The organism is Spirosoma sp. 48-14 (assembly GCF_001898575.1).
GTDB lineage: Bacteria > Bacteroidota > Bacteroidia > Cytophagales > Spirosomataceae > Spirosoma.
On record NZ_MKUD01000072.1, the window covers coordinates 85,803 to 110,497 of the forward strand.

19 protein-coding genes and 1 tRNA gene are annotated in these 24,695 nt (G+C 45.7%); 5 read left to right on the forward strand and 15 right to left on the reverse strand.

All coding sequences use genetic code 11. From position 1 onward, the window contains the following. Nucleotides 1-82: 82 nt before the first annotated feature. Complete coding sequence (gap, locus tag BGO59_RS30625) at nt 83-1,075, reverse strand: type I glyceraldehyde-3-phosphate dehydrogenase (RefSeq protein ID WP_293690578.1); 993 nt, start codon at nt 1,073-1,075, stop codon at nt 83-85. 1,001 nt (nt 1,076-2,076) lie between these two features. Between gap and BGO59_RS30630 the strand changes: the two genes are divergently transcribed. Next, nucleotides 2,077-2,892 (forward strand): 2,3,4,5-tetrahydropyridine-2,6-dicarboxylate N-succinyltransferase, encoded by an 816-nt coding sequence (locus BGO59_RS30630; protein WP_293690580.1) that lies wholly within the window; start codon nt 2,077-2,079, stop codon nt 2,890-2,892. A gap of 216 nt (nt 2,893-3,108) precedes the next feature. Further along, on the forward strand, nt 3,109-3,612 hold the full coding sequence (locus BGO59_RS30635) for a helix-turn-helix transcriptional regulator (RefSeq protein ID WP_293690582.1): 504 nt from the start codon (nt 3,109-3,111) through the stop codon (nt 3,610-3,612). Nucleotides 3,613-4,337: 725 nt separating this feature from the next. On the opposite strand, the gene BGO59_RS30640 is transcribed toward BGO59_RS30635, so the two are convergent. From BGO59_RS30640 to BGO59_RS30655, 4 genes are all read right to left on the reverse strand, one after another. After that, entirely contained in the window at nt 4,338-5,780 is a 1,443-nt protein-coding gene (locus BGO59_RS30640) for a tetratricopeptide repeat protein (RefSeq protein ID WP_293690584.1), read from the reverse strand. Nucleotides 5,781-5,931: 151 nt separating this feature from the next. Beyond that, on the reverse strand, nt 5,932-8,454 hold the full coding sequence (gene gyrA, locus BGO59_RS30645) for a DNA gyrase subunit A (RefSeq protein WP_293690586.1): 2,523 nt from the start codon (nt 8,452-8,454) through the stop codon (nt 5,932-5,934). A gap of 381 nt (nt 8,455-8,835) precedes the next feature. After that, on the reverse strand, nt 8,836-9,285 hold the full coding sequence (locus tag BGO59_RS30650; protein WP_293690588.1) for an RES family NAD+ phosphorylase: 450 nt from the start codon (nt 9,283-9,285) through the stop codon (nt 8,836-8,838). Then, the gene (locus tag BGO59_RS30655; protein WP_293690589.1) at nt 9,285-9,668 is read right to left on the reverse strand and encodes an antitoxin Xre/MbcA/ParS toxin-binding domain-containing protein; all 384 of its coding nucleotides are present in this window, start codon (nt 9,666-9,668) and stop codon (nt 9,285-9,287) included. The genes BGO59_RS30650 and BGO59_RS30655 overlap by 1 nt, the downstream gene beginning before the upstream one ends. 186 nt (nt 9,669-9,854) lie before the next feature. Between BGO59_RS30655 and BGO59_RS30660 the strand changes: the two genes are divergently transcribed. Further along, the gene (locus BGO59_RS30660; RefSeq protein ID WP_293690590.1) at nt 9,855-10,433 is read left to right on the forward strand and encodes a DUF4142 domain-containing protein; all 579 of its coding nucleotides are present in this window, start codon (nt 9,855-9,857) and stop codon (nt 10,431-10,433) included. Nucleotides 10,434-10,509: 76 nt separating this feature from the next. Beyond that, the gene (locus BGO59_RS30665; RefSeq protein WP_293690591.1) at nt 10,510-10,851 is read left to right on the forward strand and encodes a hypothetical protein; all 342 of its coding nucleotides are present in this window, start codon (nt 10,510-10,512) and stop codon (nt 10,849-10,851) included. A 234-nt stretch (nt 10,852-11,085) separates the two neighbouring features. On the opposite strand, the gene dnaK is transcribed toward BGO59_RS30665, so the two are convergent. From dnaK to BGO59_RS30715, 10 genes are all read right to left on the reverse strand, one after another. Further along, a complete protein-coding gene (gene dnaK / locus BGO59_RS30670) occupies nt 11,086-13,011 on the reverse strand; it encodes a molecular chaperone DnaK (protein WP_293690593.1) in 1,926 nt (641 codons plus the stop codon). A 186-nt stretch (nt 13,012-13,197) separates the two neighbouring features. Beyond that, nucleotides 13,198-14,100 (reverse strand): methyltransferase domain-containing protein, encoded by a 903-nt coding sequence (locus BGO59_RS30675; protein ID WP_293690595.1) that lies wholly within the window; start codon nt 14,098-14,100, stop codon nt 13,198-13,200. A 167-nt stretch (nt 14,101-14,267) separates the two neighbouring features. Further along, complete coding sequence (gene hemF, locus BGO59_RS30680) at nt 14,268-15,185, reverse strand: oxygen-dependent coproporphyrinogen oxidase (protein ID WP_293690597.1); 918 nt, start codon at nt 15,183-15,185, stop codon at nt 14,268-14,270. 49 nt (nt 15,186-15,234) lie between these two features. Further along, entirely contained in the window at nt 15,235-15,861 is a 627-nt protein-coding gene (locus tag BGO59_RS30685; RefSeq protein WP_293690599.1) for a helix-turn-helix domain-containing protein, read from the reverse strand. 258 nt (nt 15,862-16,119) lie between these two features. After that, a complete protein-coding gene (locus BGO59_RS30690) occupies nt 16,120-16,602 on the reverse strand; it encodes a hypothetical protein (RefSeq protein WP_293690601.1) in 483 nt (160 codons plus the stop codon). Nucleotides 16,603-18,050: 1,448 nt separating this feature from the next. Continuing rightward, on the reverse strand, nt 18,051-18,914 hold the full coding sequence (locus tag BGO59_RS30695) for a sigma-70 family RNA polymerase sigma factor (protein WP_009282104.1): 864 nt from the start codon (nt 18,912-18,914) through the stop codon (nt 18,051-18,053). A 75-nt stretch (nt 18,915-18,989) separates the two neighbouring features. Continuing rightward, complete coding sequence (gene pnp / locus BGO59_RS30700) at nt 18,990-21,116, reverse strand: polyribonucleotide nucleotidyltransferase (RefSeq protein ID WP_293690626.1); 2,127 nt, start codon at nt 21,114-21,116, stop codon at nt 18,990-18,992. A gap of 175 nt (nt 21,117-21,291) precedes the next feature. After that, nucleotides 21,292-21,567, reverse strand: a complete 276-nt coding sequence (rpsO, locus tag BGO59_RS30705) for a 30S ribosomal protein S15 (RefSeq protein ID WP_080056571.1) — start codon at nt 21,565-21,567, stop codon at nt 21,292-21,294. Between the two features lie 116 nt (nt 21,568-21,683). Further along, on the reverse strand, nt 21,684-23,198 hold the full coding sequence (locus BGO59_RS30710) for an LptF/LptG family permease (RefSeq protein WP_293690628.1): 1,515 nt from the start codon (nt 23,196-23,198) through the stop codon (nt 21,684-21,686). A 105-nt stretch (nt 23,199-23,303) separates the two neighbouring features. Then, nucleotides 23,304-23,696, reverse strand: a complete 393-nt coding sequence (locus BGO59_RS30715) for an START-like domain-containing protein (RefSeq protein WP_080056573.1) — start codon at nt 23,694-23,696, stop codon at nt 23,304-23,306. 114 nt (nt 23,697-23,810) lie between these two features. On the opposite strand from BGO59_RS30715, the gene BGO59_RS30720 reads away from it, so the two are divergent. Beyond that, nucleotides 23,811-23,884: transfer RNA gene (locus BGO59_RS30720), tRNA-Met, on the forward strand. Nucleotides 23,885-24,695 lie beyond the last annotated feature (811 nt).

Here is a 24,695-nt window from a genome sequence, read left to right on the forward strand (position 1 = left end):
ACCCATTTAGTTAAGTAAACTATAATTTTGTCGTTAATTGACATTTACTTTTGTGAATAAACCTCTTGTAAATTCACAATTGTTAAAATAGTTTTTCCATCAAGTCAGCTACTCGGCTTGAGTATCCATACTCGTTATCATACCAGCCAACAACCTTTGCGAGATTGCCATTTACCGCTGTCAATTTTGAATCGAAGATGCAGGAGTGAGGATTGCCGACGATATCGATCGATACAATTTGATCGGTAGTGTATTCCAGAATCCCTTTTAGTGAAGATTCTGAAGCTTCTTTGATCGCGTTGTTAATTTCTTCTATGGTGGCTGGTTTTTTCAAAATTACGGTCAGGTCGGTGAGTGAGCCATCTGGTGTTGGTACGCGGAGTGCGTTTCCGTCCAGCTTTCCTTTTAATTGTGGTAATACCAAACCAACCGCTTTTGCTGCCCCTGTAGACGTTGGGACAATTGATAAGGCGGCTGCCCGAGCCCGACGTAAATCGGAGTGAGGTGCGTCCTGTAAGTTCTGGTCGGCAGTGTATGCGTGAATAGTAGTCATGTACCCTTTTTCGATACCGAATACATCATCGAGTACTTTGGCCATTGGGGCCAGACAGTTTGTGGTGCACGACGCGTTCGAGATGATTGTTTCTTCACCGGTTAGCGTATCATCATTTACGCCCAATACAACGGTTGGTATATTACCTTTAGCAGGTGCAGAAATGACTACTTTTTTAGCACCAGCCTGTAAGTGCATACCTGCACCTGCTTCATCAACGAAACGTCCCGTTGATTCCAGCACTACATCGATTTCTAATTCACTCCAGGGCAGATTTTTAGGATCCCGTTCAGCATAGGCATGAATACGTTGTCCGTTTACTGTTAAGCTTTCACTATCGGAAGAGACTTCACCCGTGAATTTTCCATGAACGGAATCATATTTTAGCAGATGGGCCAGGGTCGCATTATCAGTTAAATCGTTAATAGCGACTACTTCGATGTTTTCCTTTTCCAGAAGCCGTCTGAACGATAACCGTCCGATACGACCGAAGCCATTAATAGCAACGCGTATTTTTTTCATGTACAGAGAAAATTGGTTTGTTTTCGGAGCAAATATACTGATTAAATATGCTGATAGCTAGAAATGGGGTATAGGGTATAAGCTTCATAATTAGCACTTTATTTTAGTAATTAAACGAACTTTTTTAGCAAATAGGTTATCAAATTGTCAAAAATTAGCATATTTATTAGCATTTAGCTACATTTTTATAGTAAATTGCGGAATATTTGCTTAACTTTCGGCTATAATTGAGCAAAATACTATAATTTTACTAAAAATTATGCCAACACAACTTAGAGTTGCTAATCAATATTAGTAAATACCAATTAAATACTAATTATTTAGTATTCCTTTATAGCTTAACGATTTAAGGTATAATAGGGTAGAGGTTAGTAATTAAGGAGACAAGATTTTAGGGAATTATTTCCACAAAGCATGTAATAAGAAATAACAACGTTTTTAATTTAGTCAAGCACTCAATGCTCTATATAACTGAAATAATAACCAGGTACGCTACAATTAATAAGAGTTTTTATAAAGACTAACATAATAGACTAAAACTCATTAATTAAATACTTCTTGAGCAACAACTATTCGATCACTTTTTCCCACTACGGCATGAATATTGATCTACAAATTATAGGTAAGCAAACTAATCATGAATCAATAACAAATCAGTTCTATTTAATTACACTTTATCGTAAGCCATCAAATAGAGGAAAGAAATAAAGGACTCAACCAATACTTATCCGTTTCGGCCAAGCACAAGCTTGGCCACAAGAGTATACATAGACACCTTATTTCAAAGTATACAAGGCCAAGCATAAGCTTGGCCGAAACCACCATAGCTGAAAAAATTTAGCCATATATTTCAACTATACATGCCTTCTGCTTACCTTTGAAAAATAGAAAAAGAATTCTAGTATATTATTGATGTAAGACAATATAAAATTTGGTAGTAAAATTCAAAAAGCTATATATCAGTTAGTTATAACCGTATTAATAAACAATTACTTTATTTAATGATTGCTGAAATCGAACGTATATGGGCTAATCGTGAGCTATTAGCGAATCCAGAATCTACCAACCTAGTACGGGAGGTAATAAAAAAATTAGATAGCGGAGCGTTACGAGTGGCTACTCCGCCAACAGCTGATGGGGGAGAGTGGACTGTAAATGAATGGGTAAAAAAAGCTATTTTACTTTATTTCATTAGTCAGCAAATGACTCCTCAGGAAGTGGGGATTTTCGCCTACAACGATAAGATTCCCTTAAAGACTAATTTTGCTGAAGCTAAAGTTAGGGTAGTGCCGCCAGCCGTTGCTCGTTACGGATCGTATCAGGCACCCGGTGTTATTCTTATGCCTTCTTATGTCAATATAGGAGCATACGTAGATGAACGTACAATGGTCGACACCTGGGCAACTGTTGGCAGTTGTGCACAAATTGGGAAAGACGTTCATCTTAGTGGGGGAGTGGGTATAGGTGGTGTCTTAGAACCACCCCAGGCTGCACCTGTTATTATCGAAGATGGGGCATTTATTGGCTCTCGGTGTATAGTCGTTGAGGGGGCTCATATTGGTAAACAAGCTGTACTAGGTGCTGGCGTTACGATCACAGGCTCCTCTAAAATCATTGATGTGACTGGTACTAATCCTGTCGAATATAAGGGGTTCGTTCCTGCTAATTCTGTGGTGATTCCTGGTAGCTATGCTAAACAGTTTCCTGCTGGTGAATATCATGTTCCCTGCGCCATTATAATTGGACAGCGTAAGCCATCGACTGACTTGAAAACGTCGTTGAATGATGCATTACGAGAAAATAATGTATCTGTGTAGGATAGTAAACATAATAAAAATGTAAATTAACACCTAGCGCAATTAACAAAACAGCTATTTACATTTATTTAGTACATTTGTACAATCAACAAAAGCCACACGGGTCGTGTGGCTTTATTTTTGTATATTATACATCGTCTATTACAATTACCAATAATTTACTAATATATTTGTAACTATACACATCAACTACGGATTTTTTATCCAACAATTCACATGAGCATTAATGACAAGATTAAACAGATCCTTATCGATAAGAATTTAACCCCTTCTTATTTTGCCGATGAGATCGGTGTACAGCGATCAAGTATCTCACATATTCTGTCGGGTAGAAATCGCCCTAGCTTCGATATTATTCAAAAAATAATTCGTCGTTTCCCAGAGTTAGGCTATGAGTGGATTATGGAAGAGGATGCATACGGTTCTACAACAAATCAACCTTCAACTTACAGCAATCGAATTAGCACTCCAGCACGATCGGCTACTGATCGAGTTCCGAACGGACAACCTTCATTTTATTCGTATGGGAGCCAACCATCTGTACGTTCTCAACGAACCGAAATTCCACCTGTTTCCCAACATTCACAACCCATGGCAGAACCTGCTGACTCAGCCGTAGAACCTATCATTTCTAGTAATCCGTCAACTGATAAGAAAGTTGAGCGTATTCTAATCTTTTATACTGACGGCTCATTTAAAGAGTATACTCCCTCATTATAAATCAACCCAACAAACCGAAGGCATTGGGCATTTCAGAAGCTCTGATCTACCGCTGGAAAATCATAAACGCTCTGGCGGCCGCCCAGCAAGGGTGAGAAAAAAGTAGATAGTGCACAAAATGAGCTAGCGCTGGAAAATCAGCAATTCAAAGTTGAGTACGACAATTGGAAACAGACCATAGGTAGTCCAGTAGGAAAAATCTTCGCTGCTTGCTGGTATGGTTAGAAATAATCTTCAATGATCGTTTAGACGACAAGATTCCTCGAAGAACTGTAGCCGTCGGCTCTGACTCAGACCCAGCACGAAGCATGTAAAGACATCTAAATACTGTTAGCTATCGATTCAGTCATTTATGTTGTGGCCAAGCACTCGCTTGGCCTGATAGCTATTAAAAGCTTATATAAGCATGGCTTTCATGTTAAAATTTTGGCCCACGGATGTACCATCTATCAGTTTGTACTATCGCTTTAGATTTACTTTAATAGTTCTGTATCTACGAGCATTTCCATTCATACGCTCCATAAAAAAGGCTATTTAGACGCTGTATAAGGCCTTTTTCACTCTTAATAAAGCTAACTCCTTGTAAAGCAATACTTTACTGTTCCACGTGGATAAGCTGTTGATAAGTCTGTGGATTAAACCAATCCTTTTGTTGTATAATTTATATTATGTTAAGTAAAGAAACTAAAAAATAGGGTCGGCGTCTTCACCACCGACCCTATCCATTACTTACTTTCGATACACGTGATCTTTTTCTCTTCGTATTGCTTCAGAATATTTTCTGTGTTCGTCAGGTTCTCCGTTACTTCAGCCTCATCTTTAATCGACTTAGCTTTCTGGAAATATGGCAGAGCCGCTTTGAACTTACCACAAACCCGACCATCCATCTCTTTACCGTTTTTACTATACTCCGTCATATCCATCTTATCGACGATATTTTTCAGATTCACGGCATCGTTGAATAACCAGACCGCCATGTTGAAATTAGCGTCGTAGTTATTGGCATCCACAGCCAGTGCTTTTTCCAGGTACTGTTTTTCCAGCGCTTTGTTATCAGCGACTACCTTTTTCAGTTCAGCCACCTTACTTTCATTTCCTGCGTTAGCAGCTGCACTGGCAGCCGCTTCTTTAGCCTCAGCTTCCAGACGCGTAACTTCCGTTTTCTGCGTAGCTAGTTTGCCTTGAACATCCGCTAATTGCCGTTTCAGTTCAGGCTTGGGCGACTTCTTGATCGCTGCCGTTAACCGGGTTATTTCAGAATTATAGGCATCAACAATGCTTTTCGCATCAGCCAATTGCTTAGCACTATTACCAGACTTTTTGGTTGTCCCTTCCAGTTTCTTGGCATCTTCGTCAGCTTTACGTCCGATATTGTTATATACAATCGACAGATTGACCAGATTCTGTACATTGTTCGGATCTTTTTCGATCATCTGCTTCATGCTGGCAATGGCATCGTCCATCCGATTAGTACGCAACATGATATTGATCTTCTCGTTGGCGAGATCCTTATTGGCTGGAGCCAGTGCAATTCCTTTATCTAACGCAGCAATTGCCTTGTCCACTTCATTATCTGCACTATACAACATAGCCAGCGATCCATAGATAGCGGCATCCTTACCACCACCAGCAATGTATTTTTCCAATTGCGTCTTTGCCGTTGCGTTATCTTTCACCTGCTGGGCTGCAATGGCTGTATACAACGGTGCCAGTGTATCTTTCGGGTTGATATCTCCAGCCATTGACATTGCCTTGATAGCATCGGGGAAATTCTTGGCCTGGAACTTGGCTACCCCCTGCTGCATAAAAGCACTGTACAGGTTCGGGCTCTTTAGTGCATCTTCTGCTTCTTTCGCTAATTTTCCTGGACCACCCTTTTTATCCTTGTCCAGTTCAATTACTTTTTTGTAGGCTTCATAGGCTGTTGTTGCGGCCGCTGAGTCTAGTTTGATGTTGCCTCCGGCAGCAATATTCTGATATGTTTTTGCGCGGTCCATCCAGGTGCTGGCCTTAGCCCCTGCCTTGGCATCGGTTATATCCTTATCACTTTTTTCCTTTTCTTTTTTAAGGTTATCCAGCATAGCTGCATCAACGGCATTGCCTTGCTGGGCGCGAACGCCTACAGATGTCAGGCTGCACGCGAGGAGAATTACCAGAACTTGTTTCATATGTAAATCGGGGTTGTGTTATTATTTAAAAACGAAATTACGGAATCTGTCTGTATAAGCATGACTGGTTCTAAATTGTTTGAGCCGTCCGTTTTGACATAGAAATCAAACAGACGGCTCAATTTACTCGTTTTGAATTACTTATACCTGTTTATTCACTAACAACCGTTTCAGGTTCAGAGGGCGTAGTGCCGCCTTCCTCACCTTCTTCCTGCTTAATTTTAGTAACCGACGAAATTTCATCCCCATCGCGCAGACTGATCAGCCGAACGCCCTGGGTATTTCGTCCGATAACACTGATATCCCCTACTGGAGTCCGAATGGCAATCCCCGATTTGTTTATGATCATCAGATCGTCAGCATCTTCCACATCCAGTATCGCTACCAATCGTCCTACTTTTTCGGTGACCTTCAGCGTCCCCACTCCTTTCGCCCCCCGGTTCGTAATCCGGTATTCATCAATCTCGGAACGCTTGCCATACCCTTTCTCGGATACGACCAGTAACTGCGCCTGCTGTGAGTCGATGCATACCATACCGACCACATGATCGGTTGTATCCTCTTCATCCAGCGAGATGCCACGAACCCCGGCAGCTGTACGACCCATCGGCCGAACACGGCTTTCGTGGAACCGAACCGCTTTTCCCGCACTCGACGCAATCACAATATCGTTATCGCCATTGGTCATGCACACCCCGATCAGTTGGTCATCTTCATCAATCGTAATCGCAATGATACCGTTCTGACGTGGGCGGGAAAAGGCTTCGAGCATGGTTTTCTTAATCGTTCCCTGCCGTGTACACATCACAATGTAGTTATTGTTGATGTAGTCCTCATTCTTGAGGTCAGTCACGTTGATCACCGCCCGCACTTTATCGTCAGACTCAATATTGATAAAGTTAGCCAGGGGCCGCCCTTTCGATATCCGTGATCCTTCGGGCAGTACATGTACGGGCACCCAATATAGTCGCCCTTTCTGGGTAAACGCCATCAGGGTGTTATGCATGGTCGCCGTGAACAGGTGCTCGGTGAAATCCTCTTCCTTAGTGACAGCTGCTTTCGCACCTACCCCACCGCGCCCCTGCGACCGGTATTCGGTAGTTGGCGTCCGCTTGATATACCCCTCATGCGAAATGGTAATCACCATGTCCTCATCGGCAATCAGAGACAGATCGCTGATGTTGCCATCGCCCAGCGGATTGATCTGCGTCCGGCGTTCATCGCCATAGCGGGCACGGATGTCGATCAGTTCGCCTTTTATTACTTCCCGCTTCCGCTCTTCGCTGGCCAGAATCGCACGCAGTTCGGCAATCTCCTTCATCAACTCATCGTACTCCTGCTGTAGCTTGTCCCGTTCCAGGCCTGTCAGCCGTTGCAGACGCATTTCCAGGATCGCTTTTGCCTGCACATCACTCAGAGAAAACTGCTCCATCAGACCCGTCCGGGCTATTTCTGGATCACGCGAGGAACGAATCAGGTTGATAACCGCATCAATGTTATCAAGGGCAATCAACAGTCCTTCCAGAATATGTGCCCGCTTTTCAGCCTCCCGGAGTTCGTATAGGGTCCGTCGGGTTACTACCTCGAATCGGTGTTCGACGTAGTATTTCATCATATCCTTCAGGTTTAGCAACATCGGCCGACCTTTAACCAGAGCGACGTTGTTGATACTGAACGACGATTGCAGGGCAGTATGCTTATAGAGGTTGTTCAGGACAACATTAGGGATGGCATCCTTACGGAGATCATACACGACTCGCAGTCCGTCCCGATCCGACTCATCCCGGAACGCGGTAATGCCTTCGATCTTCTTGTCGTTGATAAGCTCAGCCGTTTTTTCAAGCATTACCGCCTTGTTGACCATGTACGGAACATCTGTCACAATGATCTGGGTTTTGCCCTTGTTTTCTTCAATGGTCGCATTAGCCCGGATAACGACCCGGCCACGGCCTGTTTTGAAGGCTGACTTCACCCCTTCCATGCCATAGATGGTCGCCCCCGTCGGAAAATCAGGGGCTTTCACGTACTGCATCAGTTCTTCAACGGTGATGTCCGTATTATCCAGATAGGCAATGATTCCATCGACCACTTCGGTCAGGTTATGCGGGGCCATGTTAGTAGCCATACCGACCGCAATCCCCGACGAACCGTTGAGCAGCAGATTGGGTAATTTCGCGGGTAAAACGGTTGGCTCTTCGAGCGAATCATCGAAGTTTGGCTGAAAATCAACCGTTTCTTTATAAATGTCATTTAGCAGTTCTTCGGCTATCCGCTTCAACCGGGCTTCGGTATACCGCATAGCTGCCGGCGAGTCGCCATCAATGGAGCCAAAGTTCCCCTGCCCATCGACCAACGGATACCGGAGCGACCAGTCCTGCGCCATCCGTACCATAGTATCATATACCGAGGCATCACCGTGTGGGTGGTATTTACCCAGCACTTCCCCGACAATACGCGCTGATTTTTTGTGGGGCTTGTTGTAACTAACACCCAGTTCAGCCATTCCGAACAACACCCGGCGGTGTACCGGCTTCAGCCCGTCACGCACGTCGGGAAGGGCGCGGGAAATAATAACCGACATCGAATAATCGATATAGGCACCGCGCATTTCGTCCTCAATGTTAATAGGAATGATGTTACTGGGAGATTCGAGGTCGGGATTTTCGTCCGCCATTTGTCAAAGGAGTTTCGCAGAAAATTACTATTCCGGTTTACACAATTGGCGTAAACCGCGTTATAGACAAATATACAAAATTTTCGGGAGAAAACAGAAATAAACCCCTACTAATGGGCGAAAATGGGTCAAAAACCAACAAATAGTCCCCATCGGTACGCCCAGGAAATCGGCAGCTAGCCTGCCCTTATCTTCCAGTTGAAATACAATTCTATTTCAACTAAAACCCACCGTAATTTCACCCAAAAACCAAGCGATACGTATACAGCTTGTAGGTACTGATTAACAGGCGATTGATACTATACGTGCCTTTGTTCAATCAGATTTTTTAAATGGTGGGGTTATTATTGGTTGAGGCCAAGCACCGGCTTGGCCGCCGAACTACAGCTTAATTCTGGGATCGAACACAAATGGCTCGGTACCGACCAGCGTAATGTGCGAAAAATCGGGGTGGGCTGGGTTAATCAAGTAATTGGATTCGTGTGGTATAATGGCCGATGGCACTTTTAGAATAGCCGTACGCCCTTCCAGCAACCACTCCCCTCCTATTCGTTGACAGGCATCATACTGCTGAAACTCAAACCAGTTCGCCGGTAAGGTCTCCGACCGAATCACAGTCACCGATACCGCATCAGGAATCTCGATCAGCATCACCCGGAAATCATCCAGCAGCCCTTCCCCACTTCGGTGCACCACATTTTCCAGGCACGCCAATGCCCGGCTGGCTGCGGTATAAATCACGAATTGACCGCGACTATTCCAGCGAGCCGCTCCTCCTGAAGCCACCAGACGACTGGCATACGCAGCTTTGGTAATTCGATATACCCGCATCAGGCCAGATCGCCGTATTCAATACGAATCAACTCATCCAGAATCAGGTCGATCCCCCCAGACGTATGCAACAAGTCAAATGGCACCTGATTCCCGAGTCCATACGCGGGTTTATCCATCCACCGCCGAAAAGCCGCAGCCGATCCAAATACCGACTCACCCGTTTGAAAAAGAGCCATAATCTTCAGCACTTTCTCGCTATCCTGTGGATTGAGCTTTTTTTGCTCACGTTCATAGCGCTGAAACGTTTTCAGCGAGGTATCGAACACCTCCGCCAGTTGTTCGCGTTTATAGCCGCTTAGGTCAGCTATTTCAAAAAAACGAGTCGCCGGAACGCCTTTGAGAGCGGAAAAAACGAGAGCTGTTCGATCTAAAGGTTTCATGATACAAACGTAAGAATTTTGTCCTGAAAACACAGAATTTTGTCCAATAATTCACCGCTCCCTCGAATATTACAAACCTAACGACCGCTGAATAGTTGTTTATGCATCAATCATTTCGGGCAGTTACAATTCTTCAGGATGCCGAAACTGCTCTCTATTCCAATTCACAATTAATTATATAACGTTATGAAAAAGGTAAGTTTAATGCTGTTACTCGCTGTGAGCACCCTTAGTTTTCAGGCATGCAGTAGTAAAAAATCAGAAAGTACAGACAGCGTTGAGAACGCTGAAAATGCCAATGAAGCCAAAGAAGATGCGGGTACGGCACCCGATGAGAACACTACAGAGTTTGCGGTAAAAGCAGCCAATGGTGGTATGATGGAGGTTGAGCTTGGGCGACTGGCTCAGGAGAAAGCAGCCAGTAAGGATGTGAAGGACTTTGGCGCCATGATGGTAAAAGATCATTCGATGGCCAATGATGAGTTAAAAAATATTGCGGCTACACAAAATATAACCCTGCCCGCTACCCTGGGTGAGGACGAACAGAAACATGTAAACGAGTTGGCCAAGCTGTCGGGCAAAGAGTTCGATAAAAAGTATGTAAGCATGATGGTCGATGACCATAAGGATGACATCGACGAATTCAAGAAGGCGGCTGAAAACGATAAAACGAACCCAGCCGTTAAAGACTTCGCCACTAAAACGCTACCAACGCTCCAAAAGCACCTGGATGCCATCACGGCCATCGATAAATCGATGAAGTAATAGTCATAAGTGTTTAGCTTGATCCTTGTCCCTACCCAGTTCACTACCAGGTAGGGACATTTTCTACTCTAATCCAATGAAAGTAACAGGAATTTTCATGGCTGTTTGCTTCACCATACTACTGGCACAACAGACCCAGGCCCAGTCTACTACGGGTGGGCGGAGTGGTGGCTCAACGGCATCAACAGGTACGGGTTACGAAACCAGTGGCCGACGACCAGCCGAAACCAGCGCTTCCAGTATGACGGTAGCCGACGAAGGATCGCAACGAGGGTATCTGTTTATTCCACCGACTCCAAAACCAAACCGGGCTGCATCACCGGATGGTACCCAACCCACGAAATCGCTCAACCGGAAAGCAGCCACTACCGACACGCTCCCGGCTCGACGAAAATCAACGAAACGGCAGCAACGCTAATTAGCATTTCATCCCACAAACGGGGTATAACCGGATCAGGTAGCTGGCTCCTTGTTATACCCCATTTTATTTAGTTGCAATCCATTTCCGGGTAATACTATCTGTCAATTGCCGAAATCGTATAGCAGCCATCCACATAAAAAAGGCCCTTCCATCACTAGAAGGGCCTTTCAAAAAATCAGGTTAATCAGGAAAATGAGGTAAATCCTGCCGGGCCGCCGGGGCGGTTCAGCACTACTTCACTTCTTCGTAAGGCACATCGGAGACATTATCACCGGCGGGTTCGCTCTGACTCGCTCCGTTTCCATTTCCTCCGAATCCGGCTCCATCGGCTGGGTTAGCTCCTGCCCCATTGGTCGCATTATACAGTTCCTGTGAAGCAGTTGACCAGGCAGCGTTCAATCCTTCGATAGCGCTGTCGATAGCGGCAGCATCGCGCGAACCATGCGCCGTACGCAGGGTGGTCAGGGCCGCTTCGATGGCCGACTTATTCCCTTCTGATAGTTTATCGCCATATTCCTTCAATTGCTTCTCGGTCTGGAAGATCATCGAATCCGCCTGGTTGACTTTCTCGATTTTTTCCCGTTCAGACTTATCGGCAGCCTCGTTGGCTTTAGCTTCTTCACGCATCCGGTTGATTTCCGTTTCGGTTAGACCGCTCGATGCTTCAATCCGGATTTTCTGTTCTTTACCCGTACCTTTATCTTTAGCCGTTACGTGCAGTATACCGTTGGCGTCGACGTCAAAGATTACTTCGATCTGTGGTACACCCCGAGGAGCAGGTGGAATATCGGACAGGATAAACCGGCCTAGTTGACGGTTCTGAGCTGCCATTGGCCGTTCGCCCTGCAACACGTTGATTTCTACGCTTGGCTGGTTGTCCGAAGCAGTCGAATAGGTTTCCGTTTTCTTGGTCGGAATGGTCGTGTTAGCGTCGATCATCTTGGTGAACACACCGCCCATTGTTTCGATACCCAACGACAGTGGAATCACGTCGAGCAGCAGTACGTCTTTCACCTCACCGGTCAACACACCACCCTGAATCGCTGCGCCAATGGCAACGGCTTCATCGGGGTTAACGGCTTTCGAGGGTTTCTTACCGAACAGTTTTTCAACTTCTTCCTGCACTTTCGGAATCCGGGTCGAACCACCAACCAGAATCACTTCGTCGATCTGACCAGCCGACATACCAGCATTTTTCAACGCGCGACGGCAAGGTTCCAGGCTCCGCTGAATCAGCGAATCAGCCAGTTGCTCAAATTTAGAACGGCTCAGCGAACGAACCAGGTGCTTTGGAATCCCATTCACCGGCATGATATACGGCAGGTTGATTTCCGTAGCGTTCGAGCTCGACAGTTCGATTTTTGCTTTTTCGGCCGCTTCTTTCAGCCGTTGCAGGGCCATTGGGTCCTGACGCAGATCGATGCCTTCGTCTTTCTTGAACTCATCGGCCAGCCAGTCGATAATCACCTGGTCGAAATCATCGCCACCGAGGTGCGTATCACCATCCGTCGATTTTACTTCGAAAACACCATCGCCAAGTTCCAGAATCGAAATATCAAACGTACCACCACCAAGGTCGAAAACGGCAATTTTCTGATCATGGTTCGTCTTGTCGAGACCATACGCCAGAGCGGCTGCGGTTGGTTCGTTGATGATTCGTTTTACATCCAGACCCGCAATCTGACCCGCTTCTTTCGTCGCCTGGCGCTCGGCATCGTTGAAATACGCAGGTACCGTAATAACGGCTTCGGTTACGGTTTGGCCCAGGTAATCCTCAGCGGTCTGCTTCATCTTTTGCAGAATCAGCGCCGAAAGTTCCTGAGGTGTATATTGACGGTCGCCAATTTTAACCCGTGGGGTGCTGTTGGGGCCGCTCTGTACATCGTACGATACGTTTTTAACTTCGTTTGTTACTTCGTTAAAGCGTTTTCCCATGAAGCGCTTAATCGAAGAGATTGTATTTTTCGGGTTGGTGATGGCCTGGCGTTTGGCGGGAGCGCCTACTTTGCGTTCGCCGTTGCCGTTGTCCATAAATGCAACGACCGAGGGGGTTGTCCGGGCTCCTTCGGAGTTGGGGATTACAACCGGCTCGTTACCTTCCATCACGGCCACGCACGAGTTCGTGGTGCCTAAGTCAATACCAATAATTTTTCCCATAACTGGATTTAGTTTCTTTAGAAAGCTGTGTAATAACTGACAGACATGACCTATCTATCAATACAAATGCCAGCCGGGAAAAATGTTTGAATTGCTGTCAGATTGGCAGATTAAACGGCTGTCGGGGGCCAGAATGTCGCTTTCTGATCAAGTCCGTCGATAAATCGTGGCAGACCGTCAGGCTTTTCATTTCGTCCCCTGGATGATCAGCGTGCCGAACGGAACAGCCAGGGGCCCCTCCCCATATTGCTCCCGTAAACGAGCTGATACTTCTTCTTTGATCTGAGCGATGGTGGCCGGGTCGGCCTGTTTGAGCGCATTGACTACCGGAGCGGCTATTTCGGTTTTATTTCCCCAGTATTCGTCCACATCCTGATACATGACCTCCCCGACAACGGGGGTTTCCGTGACCTCCTTAAGGCCGGCATCCTCAAAAAAACCCGCGATCAGCCCCGGTTTTGCACAGCGAAACATACCGGGCATCCCCACAGGCGGAGTTGGTAGTTGTAGTGTCCGGTTGATGATGCCCATCAGGAGACTGATCCAAGGGTTCTGCTCCGGGCCGCCCCATACCGAGGTAGCAACGCGACCGCCCGGTTTGAGTACACGCGCCATTTCGCGGGCAGCCAGTACCATATCCGGGAAAAACATATACCCCATCCGGCAACTCACAGCGTCGAAACTGGCGTCATCAAAAGGTAGGTTACTTACATCGGCCCACTGGGTCTGATAATTCGACAGCCCCCTCGCCTGCGCTTTCTCCTGGGCGGTGATGAGCATTCCTTCCGCCAGATCCGTACCAATCACCCTGCCTTTCGATACGATCGATGCGATGGTCAGCCCAGGCTCTCCGGTTCCGGTGGCAATGTCGAGTACGGTATCGGTGGGCTTGAGCGCCAATGCGTCGACAATGGCATCGCCCATGGGTTTGAGGAACTGCATAGTAAACTCATCCCATTTTTTCCATCCTGGCGCAAACTGATTCCATAATGCTCGCTGCTGATTTCGGATTCCTTCTTCGACCGTTTGCATAACTTTATCCATTTCGTGATGAGTAAAGCTAACCAGCTGATCATAAGCGGTATTCATTAAACTTAGTGAGCGGTAACGGCGATCACCGAACGGTTATTTCCAAACCGATGGGACCGGCGTTCAAAAAAACGCCGGTCCCATCGGAACCGGCATTTTCGAACCATGTAATAAAGCTTTTTCACCTATACGCAGATGCCTGTTCAGCCGTTGCGTATCCGTGCAATTTATCGGTTAACCCAGTCAATGTCTTTTTTCAGCCGAGTTAGGGTTTGCTGTTCCGCGCTATCTGGCTCGGGTTGATAATCATAAACCCAATTGGCCTGGGGCGGCATACTCATCAGAATCGATTCGGTGCGCCCATTGGTTTCCAGGCCAAATTTTGTTCCCCGGTCCCAGACCAGATTAAACTCAACATACCGCCCCCGACGAAGCAACTGCCAGTTTTTCTCCCGTTCACCAAAGGGAATACTCCGGTTCTGCGCCATAAAATGCGTATAAATTGGCGCAAAGATATTACCCACATCCTGAACGAAGGCAAACAAAGCGGCTTTATGGGCCTCGTCGGAAGGTTTCAGATAATCGAAGAAGATGCCGCCAACACCCCGAGTTTCCTGCCGATGGGGGATGTAAAAATAAGTATCGGCCCAGGTTTTAAACTGAGCGTAATAAGCAAGATCGTGTCGGTCACAAACCTTTTTTAAGGTATGATGAAACCAGCGGGCATCCTCATCAACCACGTAGTGTGGGGTCAGGTCGATACCGCCACCAAACCAGTTTTGGCCGGTACTCATCTCAAAATACCGCACGTTCATATGGATGATGGGCACCATCGGGTTGCGAGGATGCAGGACGATGGATACTCCTGTGGCAAAAAAATCGGCCGGCTCTGTCAGATTAAGGGTTTTCAGGGTTGCGGCAGTCGCTTCGCCCTGTACAGCCGAAAAACCAACACCTCCCTTTTCAATCACATACCCATCACTCAGAACTCGCGAGCGTCCTCCCCCCCCCCCAGGTCGTTCCCAGGCATCTTCCTGAAATCGGCCCGCCCCGTCAGCCGCTTCCAGCGCTTGACAAATGCGGTCCTGAAGATCCATAAAGAAATAGGTGATCGTTTCTTTTGTAATCGGATTAGCTGTTATCATATTGGCAAAGTTCGCAAAGACCAACGTATAGGTGAATAGGTTGGTTAAATTATTCGCCCAGTTTTAGCACATACCGAACCGGTCTCGATTTATCGATGAGTAACACAAACCCTCGTTCAGCCAATTGACGAAGCAATTTACCTGCCCGATAATCCGAAATATTCACAAGTTTAGCGAAACGTTCGGCCGTTATATGGTCGTTCTTTCGCAAATACTGGTGTAATGTTCGAACAGTCGGCGACTGGAGTAATTCGGCATTAGCAGGTTCTGAACCATAAATCAATTTATTGGTTGGAACCGATTTATCTTTTGCCCGTATGTATATGGTTCGTTTTGTTTTATCCTGAATTACATAATGCGGCTTTTCATCGCTTTCCAAAATGGTAACGATCAGCACGATACGTCCGTCGGGAGCCAAGGTTTTATAACTAATAGTCAGCGCTGGCTGAATGAGCTGCTCTGTAGCTTCTTCGATAATGGCCACTTCACGAAATTCGGATGCGACTCCAATTATTTTTCCATCGTCTGCCACACCAATTAATACTATCCCCCCTGCACTATTCGCAAACGCGGCCAGCGTACGGGCAATACGGGCTGCCGACGAGAGCTGTCGTTTGAATTCCAGTCGGCTGTGTTCTCCCTGCCGAATAAGGCCATCAAGTTCATTACGAGTCATACCACAAAAACGCACGGACCAGCAGGTTGCTTTCTCCGGTACAGGCGTCAACTTAATACATAACTGTCCTTGCAATAGTCAATCAAATACCCAGTAAAAACAAATCGTTTGTGCTACTTTTTTTTGCCAGATCAAACTTTACCCAGTAAACAATTTTTGAGCAAACTATTTACTAAAAAAGCGGACGAACTGTCCGCTTTTTTAGTAAATAGTTTGCTCCCTAGGCACCAGGAACTAACTGAAAAATTTCATGATATTTTATTCGGCAACTGGACTCTGACGCTTCCGTCCACGAGGTTTTCCAGTGTATTCTGGCTTAGGGCTTTGATTGGCCAGCTTCAATTCGTAACCAGTCACACCGTCTTCATAATCAAAGGGTTTCACCGTGAATGAATACTTTGTTTCACCATAATCGATACCTCCTCTCTGAAGAATAAAAGGCAGGGAAAGGCTATAACTTTTAGCTGCTTTTTCCAGAGTAAACGCTTCTTCGCCTTCACCAGCATCTGGTATCAGGAAAAGAGATTTGATTTTACGTTTTCCATCCTGTGTTCCCACTTTGAACCGATTATTCTCGGTATCAATCCCTAATTGAGAAGCCGATTTATTTGGAAAAACAACCTTACCGGCCGGTGAAATGTACCCCGTAATCGGTGCCGATTTAACAGCACTCTTTTTCTTTGTTTTTTTAGCCTCGCTGTTCTCGTCGAGCGAGAAGAATCGAATTTGTTTCGCTTTCATTCGATAATCTATTTATTGTCTTCGTATTGTTCGTTCGCAAATATAGTGAGTCTGCTTTCGAAAAAACCAAATTCATTTCAGAAGAATTTTTATACGAACGCCAAAGCTCAACTTGACGAATCGCTCTACCTTCAAAAAGAGGGTATCAAAATTAATTATTAAAATAAGTATACTCGTAAATATAGACTATGTAGTGAAGGAATCAGTTTTAATCTGCACTCGTTAAAACAGCCTACTATTTATCCAACCTAATGCGCTCACATGGCTTCATTTATACCTATCAACGTAACATTTTCGACTTACAATTCGTCAATTTTATCAAACCTAATCAGTAGAATCAATGGCAATCTATCCTAAAATAATTCGTTTCGAACAATTGTTCCACGAATACAATCTTCTGTGTTGACCAAAAAGTATGTCAGCATAGAATAAAAGATTAACCTATCCCGATTGAAAAATCGGGATAGCAAACTCACTAATCGCTAAACAACAAAGTTACGACCTTGATTACATGCGAGTCGCCACACTCATTTAGCTGATGGTGTACTATTTCGGCTCTTACAGAAGGCTGGTCCATGACGTACTTCTGACAACAAGATAGCCTGTTGAAGATCGACTTTATCCTGCTATTTCTGCTTATCATATTAAGCCTTTAGTATCAAGCTATTGAGTAACCTATACTGGTTTTCCATACGTCTATCGGCGCTACAGCCATTCGGCAGGTGCCAATCGGTAACGGGCGCGCCACCAGTTGCTGCAGCCAACCTGTAACCCATAGATTCCCACGGACCGGAATGAGCGTTTCCAGGAGACTCAGATGAGATAAACAACGGGTCAGCCAAGGCGTACAGATAAAATCGGCCAGTGAGAAAAGAAGCGATTCATACGCTAACCGATTCAGTGGTAACAGATGTACGTCAACCATCGGCAGGATACAGCTTTTAGCAATAGCCCCAAAGGATGAAGCTCTTGGCTAACTTTACCTAAGTGTCAACACATCCTAAGGTACGGGTTTGATACTGTAAAGGCCATTTTACTGGTTGCACGTGACAGCTTGTCACTGGTTAGTATGAATGCCATTCTAAGACAAGAATTACACCAGGCAGGCTTTGGCAACATGCATTACCAGTAAGGCTTTTCCGGTATTCATCGAGCGTATTACGCTAAACTAACTTGACAATATCTGATTATTTTTTCCCAATATCCAACGATAAAGCTAGTAGTACCTTGCCCTGCTATAAGTCCACAGCGTGTTTGCGTACTCACCAGCAGTCATGCAGACTCAGTTGATTTACTGCCTGGAGCCCGACTTTTTTCAAATTGTTGAATTACACGCAATGGCAAAACCGTCCAGTTGCCTCTTGTAAACAACTCATAATTGCCAAAAAACCCTAAAACAAAACGACCTCCGCTTTCGCAGAGGCCGTTTTGCAAAGCAAACAGGAAGTTTAGCCCAGGTAGGTTTTCAACGCCTTCGACCGTGAGGTGTGGCGTAACCGACGAATGGCTTTTTCTTTTATTTGCCGAACCCGCTCACGGGTCAGGTTAAACTTTTCACCAATTTCTTCAAGCGTCATAGCATGCTCGCCATTTAGCCCAAAATACAACGTAATCACATCAGCTTCCCGTTGTGTCAGTGTCGAGAGGGCACGCTGTACCTCTTTCCGAAGCGAATCATTGATCAGACCGGAGTCTGGCTTATCTTCACCGTCGTTTTCCAGTACGTCAAGCAGGCTATTTTCCTCACCTTGCACAAACGGCGCATCCATCGATACGTGACGACCCGAAATTTTTAACGTGTCAACCACTTCTGCGGCCGAGATTTCCAGCACAGCGGCCAGCTCTTCGGGCGAAGGCTCACGTTCAAACTTCTGTTCCAGATCGGAGAACGTCTTCGAAATCTTGTTGAGTGAACCAACCCGGTTCAGAGGCAAACGTACGATCCGTGACTGTTCGGCCAATGCCTGTAGGATTGACTGACGAATCCACCAAACGGCATACGAAATAAATTTAAATCCGCGGGTTTCATCAAAACGCTGGGCGGCTTTAATTAAACCAAGATTCCCCTCGTTAATCAAGTCCCCCAGCGAAAGCCCCTGGTTCTGATACTGTTTCGCTACGGATACCACAAAGCGCAGGTTCGCCTTCGTCAATCGTTCGAGCGAGAGTTGATCTCCTTCCCGAATTTTTTGGGCCAGGGTTACTTCCTCGTCTGGTGTGAGTAGATCTACCTTACCAATCTCCTGCAAGTACTTGTCTAGCGACTGACTTTCACGATTGGTAATCTGTTTTGAAATTTTTAGCTGTCTCATATTCTGTTTTCCCCGGCAGAGCGACTATATAACGCTTTATTTTGACGTTGAATTACACAAAAAAGTAACAATGACTTACGCATTTTTGTTCTCTGGCTTGGGCAGTAAAACCTTGCGCGACAACCGATATTTTCCCGTTTTTTTATCAATGTCAATTAATTTGACCGTTACTTCTTCCCCTACCTGCAAAACACCGTCCATCGACTCCAGCCGTTCCCACTTAATCTCTGAAATGTGCAATAAGCCATCTTTGCCCGGCATGAACTCAATAAAGGCACCGAATGGTTGAATGGTTTTAACTTTACCTACGTAGGTTTCGCCCACTTCCGGTACAGCCACAATTCCTTTCACCCGCGACACGGCTTTGTCCATGCTTTCTTTGTTAGTCGCAAAGATGCTGACCCAGCCCGCGTTGTCGTGCTCATCGATATTGACAATGGCCCCCGAATCTTTCTGGATATCCTGAACCACTTTACCGCCGGGCCCGATCACCGCACCGATCTGGTTAGTATCGATTTTGATGACAATAGCGCGTGGTGCATGAGGTTTGAGATCTGGGCGAACTTCGGCGATGCCTTTCTTCATTTCACCCAGAATATGTAGCCGTCCGGCACGTGCCTGCTCTAGCGCCTGAGCCAGTACTTCGTAAGACAGACCGTCAACTTTCAGGTCCATCTGACAAGCGACAATACCTTTTTCGGTACCAGTCACTTTAAAGTCCATATCGCCGAGATGGTCTTCATCGCCAAGAATATCCGATAATACGGCATATTTCTCACCGTCAGAGATCAGGCCCATAGCGATACCAGCTACAGGTGCCTTGATTTTAACCCCTGCATCCATCAACGCCATCGTACCGGCGCAAACTGTTGCCATCGACGACGATCCATTCGACTCCAGAATATCCGATACGACCCGGATGGTGTATGGATTTTCTTCGTCGGGAGGCAATACTTTTTTCAATGAGCGATGAGCCAGGTTACCATGTCCGATTTCACGTCGGCCAGCACCCCGGTTTGGTTTCACTTCGCCCGTTGAGAAACCAGGGAAGTTGTAGTGCAGCAGGAATTTCTCATAACCCTGGAACAGTGGCTGATCAACAATCTGCTCATCGGTTTTGGTACCTAGCGTAGCCGTTGTGAGCGACTGTGTTTCACCACGTGTGAAGAGTGCAGAACCGTGTGGCCCAGGTAACAGACCAGCTTCAGCCGAGATCGGACGAATTTCGTCCAGCTTCCGACCATCCAGACGAACCCGTTCATCCAGTACCAGTCGGCGGGAGGCTTCCCATTCCAGGTCATGGATATAGGTTTTGATCAGGCTGACGTTAACTTCAGACTCTTCCGGGAACGAAGCAATATATTCATCGCGAATGGCTTTGAATGCTTCCGAACGACCTTTCTTACTTGGATTTTGCTGGCGAGCTACTGCATAGATTTTATCATACGTTGCTGCACGCACAGCAACCCGAAGCTCTTCGTCGTGTGTTTCGTGGTTATATTCCCGTTTTACGGTTTTACCAACTTTGGCTTCCAGTTCTTTCTGAGCCTGGCACTGAACTTTGATGGCTTCGTGGGCGGCTTTCAACGCTTCCACGACCTCGGCTTCAGAGCATTCGCTCATTTCGCCTTCCACCATACAAATATCTTTCTCCGTAGCGGCCACAATCAGATCAATCGTAGCCCGGCTTAGATCAGCCGTTTTCGGATTAATCTGATACTTCCCGTCAATTTTTGCGACCCGCACTTCCGAAATCGGGCCATTAAACGGAATATCCGATACGGCCAGTGCAGAGGAAGCCGCTAAAGCTGCCAGCGCATCCGGCTGTACTTCAGGATCAGCCGAAATCAGGGTGATAATCACCTGGGTATCGGCATGGTAATTATCTGGGAAGATAGGCCGCAGAGCTCGGTCGACTAAACGACTGATCAGAATTTCGTAATCGCTCAACCGGCCTTCACGACGCTGAAAGCTTCCTGGAATTCGTCCAGCTGAAGCAAATTTCTCCTGATAATCAACAGATAAGGGCAGAAAATCAACGCCTTCTTTGGCTTCTTTACTCGATACGACTGTGGCTAACAGCATGGTGTCGCCCAGCCTGACAACCACCGCTCCGTCGGCCTGACGAGCCATTTTGCCGGTTTCGATGGTAATTTCCCGCCCGTCGGGCAGCGCAACGGATTGCGTGGTAATTTGAAACATACAACAGATTTTGAATACGTCCTCTACAGCTTTAAACCGCGTGGGATTAATCGTATTAACGCTAATCCCCAATTTATTTTATTTAATTCCCAAAAATTTCACTCTATTGATGTAGAAACAACAAAAATGAGGGAATCTACTATAAGCAGATTCCCTTTTTTTAACCAGAGCGCGACTACTTCCGTAATCCCAGCGCTGCCAGAATAGCCCGGTAACGCATGATGTCTTTTTTCTGGAGGTAATTCAGCAACCGCCGGCGCTTACCTACTAATTTTAAAAGACCCAGTTGGGTACCATAATCGTGCTTGTGAACTTTCAGGTGCTCAGTTAAATGACTGATCCGATACGTGAACAGCGCGATCTGGGATTCGGCCGACCCGGTGTCCGTTGCACTTTTGGCATAACCCGAGGTGGAGAAAATCTCCTGCTTTTTTTCGGTCGTTAGATACATCTTCAGACAGCTAAATGATGAAAAATTTATGAATTCGGGGGCAAAGATAGCGAAAAAATTCTATAATCGGTTGCCACCAGCCAATTGTTTCTACAATACGTACAGAATAATCCAATTTATGACTGGTTGCTTACGGCTACGGATTGCCGATTTCGAAACGTGTCCCATTTTCGTTTCATTTTTTCCCAGGCAATCACATACACATCTTTATCGAACAGGCGTGAATCATGGCGAGCGCGCTGCATTAGCAATAATCCAATTGGAAACAACACTATATTAGCCATCCAGGCACCTAAAGGAACCCAGAGAAGCCCATCTTTAGCATATTTATCACCTGCAATGGTTAACACATATAGGAAAATAAAGAAGACGATGGCAATCAGGACGGGCACCCCAAATCCCCCTTTTTTAATTATGGCTCCCATCGAAGCGCCGATGAGAAACATCACGAAGATCGAAATCGACTGCGTGAATTTGTGGTGCGATTCCAACTGATATTTCCAGACATTCTTCTCTTTTTCAGTCAAATAGGTCACATTAGATGTCGCATAGGACATAATATTCTGAGCTGAGTTGAGGGCGAGCTGTGCTAGCTCTGGCCGGGCAATCTGGTATTTCCTTAGCAGGGAATCAACCCATTTCCCATCCATCACCTTTTTTTTGTGTACCGTCCCATCCGACTTAAACTGGTAACTGTAATACTGCCGGGATGTACTGGCGACGTTCAGACTCGTGTTCGTGTAATCTTTGCGTAGCGAATCGGTCAGGTCCGACAGTTCCTTAAGATTTTTCATGTACTCATGATACTCGAACTGGTTTTCGTCGGTCCGTTTTATTCCGAATGACTCTAGGCTGATCACCAGCCGATAATCCTTAAAGCCATTTCGCATGAATTGCCCCCCTCGCACCAGCGATCCTCCACTGGCGTAACTCACAGTGCTGTTATCCGAATACTCCTGATAATCGTTGCCATTGAACAGTTCAAAAACGAGGTAAGTACGGTCCTTATCTGTATACATACGTCCCGAATCAGCCAGAATAATCTCGCGGTTGCCCGATTCCAGCCCACTCATGGGATGTTTATAAATAACTAGTCCTTTTAACAAATCGCCATTTTGGCTATCCTTAGCTCCTTTAATCTTATGGTCTACTTTGATGCTATAGCCAGGAAGATCGTTGTAAAATATTCCTTCTTTAAGGTTTAAAGCGGCTTTTGCTGTTTTAATATCGTACAGCAGACTATAACCTTTCAAGTTTGCCCAGGGCGACACCGAATTATTAAACCAGAATGAAAAAATGCTAATACCTATGGCCACGATTAGCAAAGGGCGCATCGCTCTTGTCAGCGAAATACCGGCGCTTTTTAAGGCAGTCAATTCAAAAAACTCTCCCAAGTTGCCAAATGTCATCAGCGACGAAAGTAACACCGCTAAAGGCAATGCTGTTGGAATTGTCAGCAGCGCAAAGTAGAAAAGCAGCCGTCCAAAGGTAGCCAGGTCAAGGTCTTTCGATACGAAATCATCAATATAGAACATCAGCAGCCGCATCAGAAAGATAAAGATGACGACGGCCAGGGTCAAAAAAAACGGCCCCCAAAACGAGCCGAGTATTAGTTTATCAACCTTTTTCATTCAAATGCACAATGAAAAATGGATAATGGATAGCAACTAGACGTATACATACCATACATTCGGAGCCGCCCATGCAGTTCATTTTCCACTATTCATTAACATAATTTAACTCCCAACAATTTCTCTGAGCTTCTCCATTAAGCCGTCCCAAAGGTCTTTCAACTCTTCTTCATCGGTTGTACTGGAGTAATCGGTAATGCGTAAAAATGTCGATTGAGTCAGTTCGCTCTGGTCCACCCGGAAATCTACATAATTATTATCGGAGCCTTCATCGTCTGTATCCAGAAACTCGAAGCGCACACCCTTGTTCTGCCGCATCGACACCTGCCTGGCTATATGACTTTCGTTATCCCATTGAAAATCGAACCGCTGCTCAGGCATGGTATTGACTTTAGTAGCAAACCACTGCGACAGGCCAGATGCTGTGCTAATATAAGGGAACAGCATTTTGGGGGAGGCCCGGAGTTCATACTCGGCGACGAATTTATATTTCTCCATAATTTTTTACCATAGAAAAGGGGTCGTTGGCAAAGGTAAACGATTTTTTTTTCGAAAGTCAACGTCCTTTTTTGCATTAAGTCAATTTTTCCCTACTTTTGTGGCATCAAATCCGGCGGGGTAGCTCAGATGGTTAGAGCGTAGGATTCATAACCCTAAGGTCGGCAGTTCGATCCTGCTCCCCGCTACTTACAGAAGGCCTAATTAGTTGTAAAATAACTAGTTAGGCCTTCTTCATTTATCACCGTAAAACGGATTAGCCTATGGAATTAACGTACCTATCGCTCACTAAAGTAATGACAATCAATAAGAAGTGGTTTAAACATAGTTGAACGTCCGAACAGCCAATTTTTCACCATACCCGCTGCCCGCGTGTGGCCTAATCCGATTACTTAGGTGTTGTTGTACAGAGAAAACGTCGACTCGGGTCAAGCCGACGTTTAATGATTTCACGTACAATCTATGCTCCAAATAATAGAGGCCTTTTTGTTGGATAGAGGGAAGGCAGAAAGCATTTATCCATCTGTCAATAACAGTACCATATTAGTTAGATTTCTATAGTTTATTAACCTATTGATTAATCGGCCTATTCACAAAAAAGGCCTGAACTAGTAGCCCAGGCTTTTCCGATTCTATCCACACTATTAGGAATCGAAATTAGTCGACGCCTAGTTCAACCCAGACTTTCGCCTGAAGGTTGTAACAAGATACTTACATTTGACAGGCAAATACCGTCAGGATTATTTTGTTTATTATTCGGTTTTTCAGACTGAATTCCAGACTCATTAGGATTGGTTATCCATCCGCAGGTTTTTTCGTCGGTATATGATTCTTACCCTATCCCCGCTACGTCAGTATCGTCGTCTTTCACCTCCTCTTCATCGTCCTCCCCAACAACGATTAACTACTTCCTAACCATATACTTAGTAAAAAATGGAGAGGTGATTCGGATGCGTATTCAGAACAATTCAATCTCGACATCGAATGCTACTGTACAAA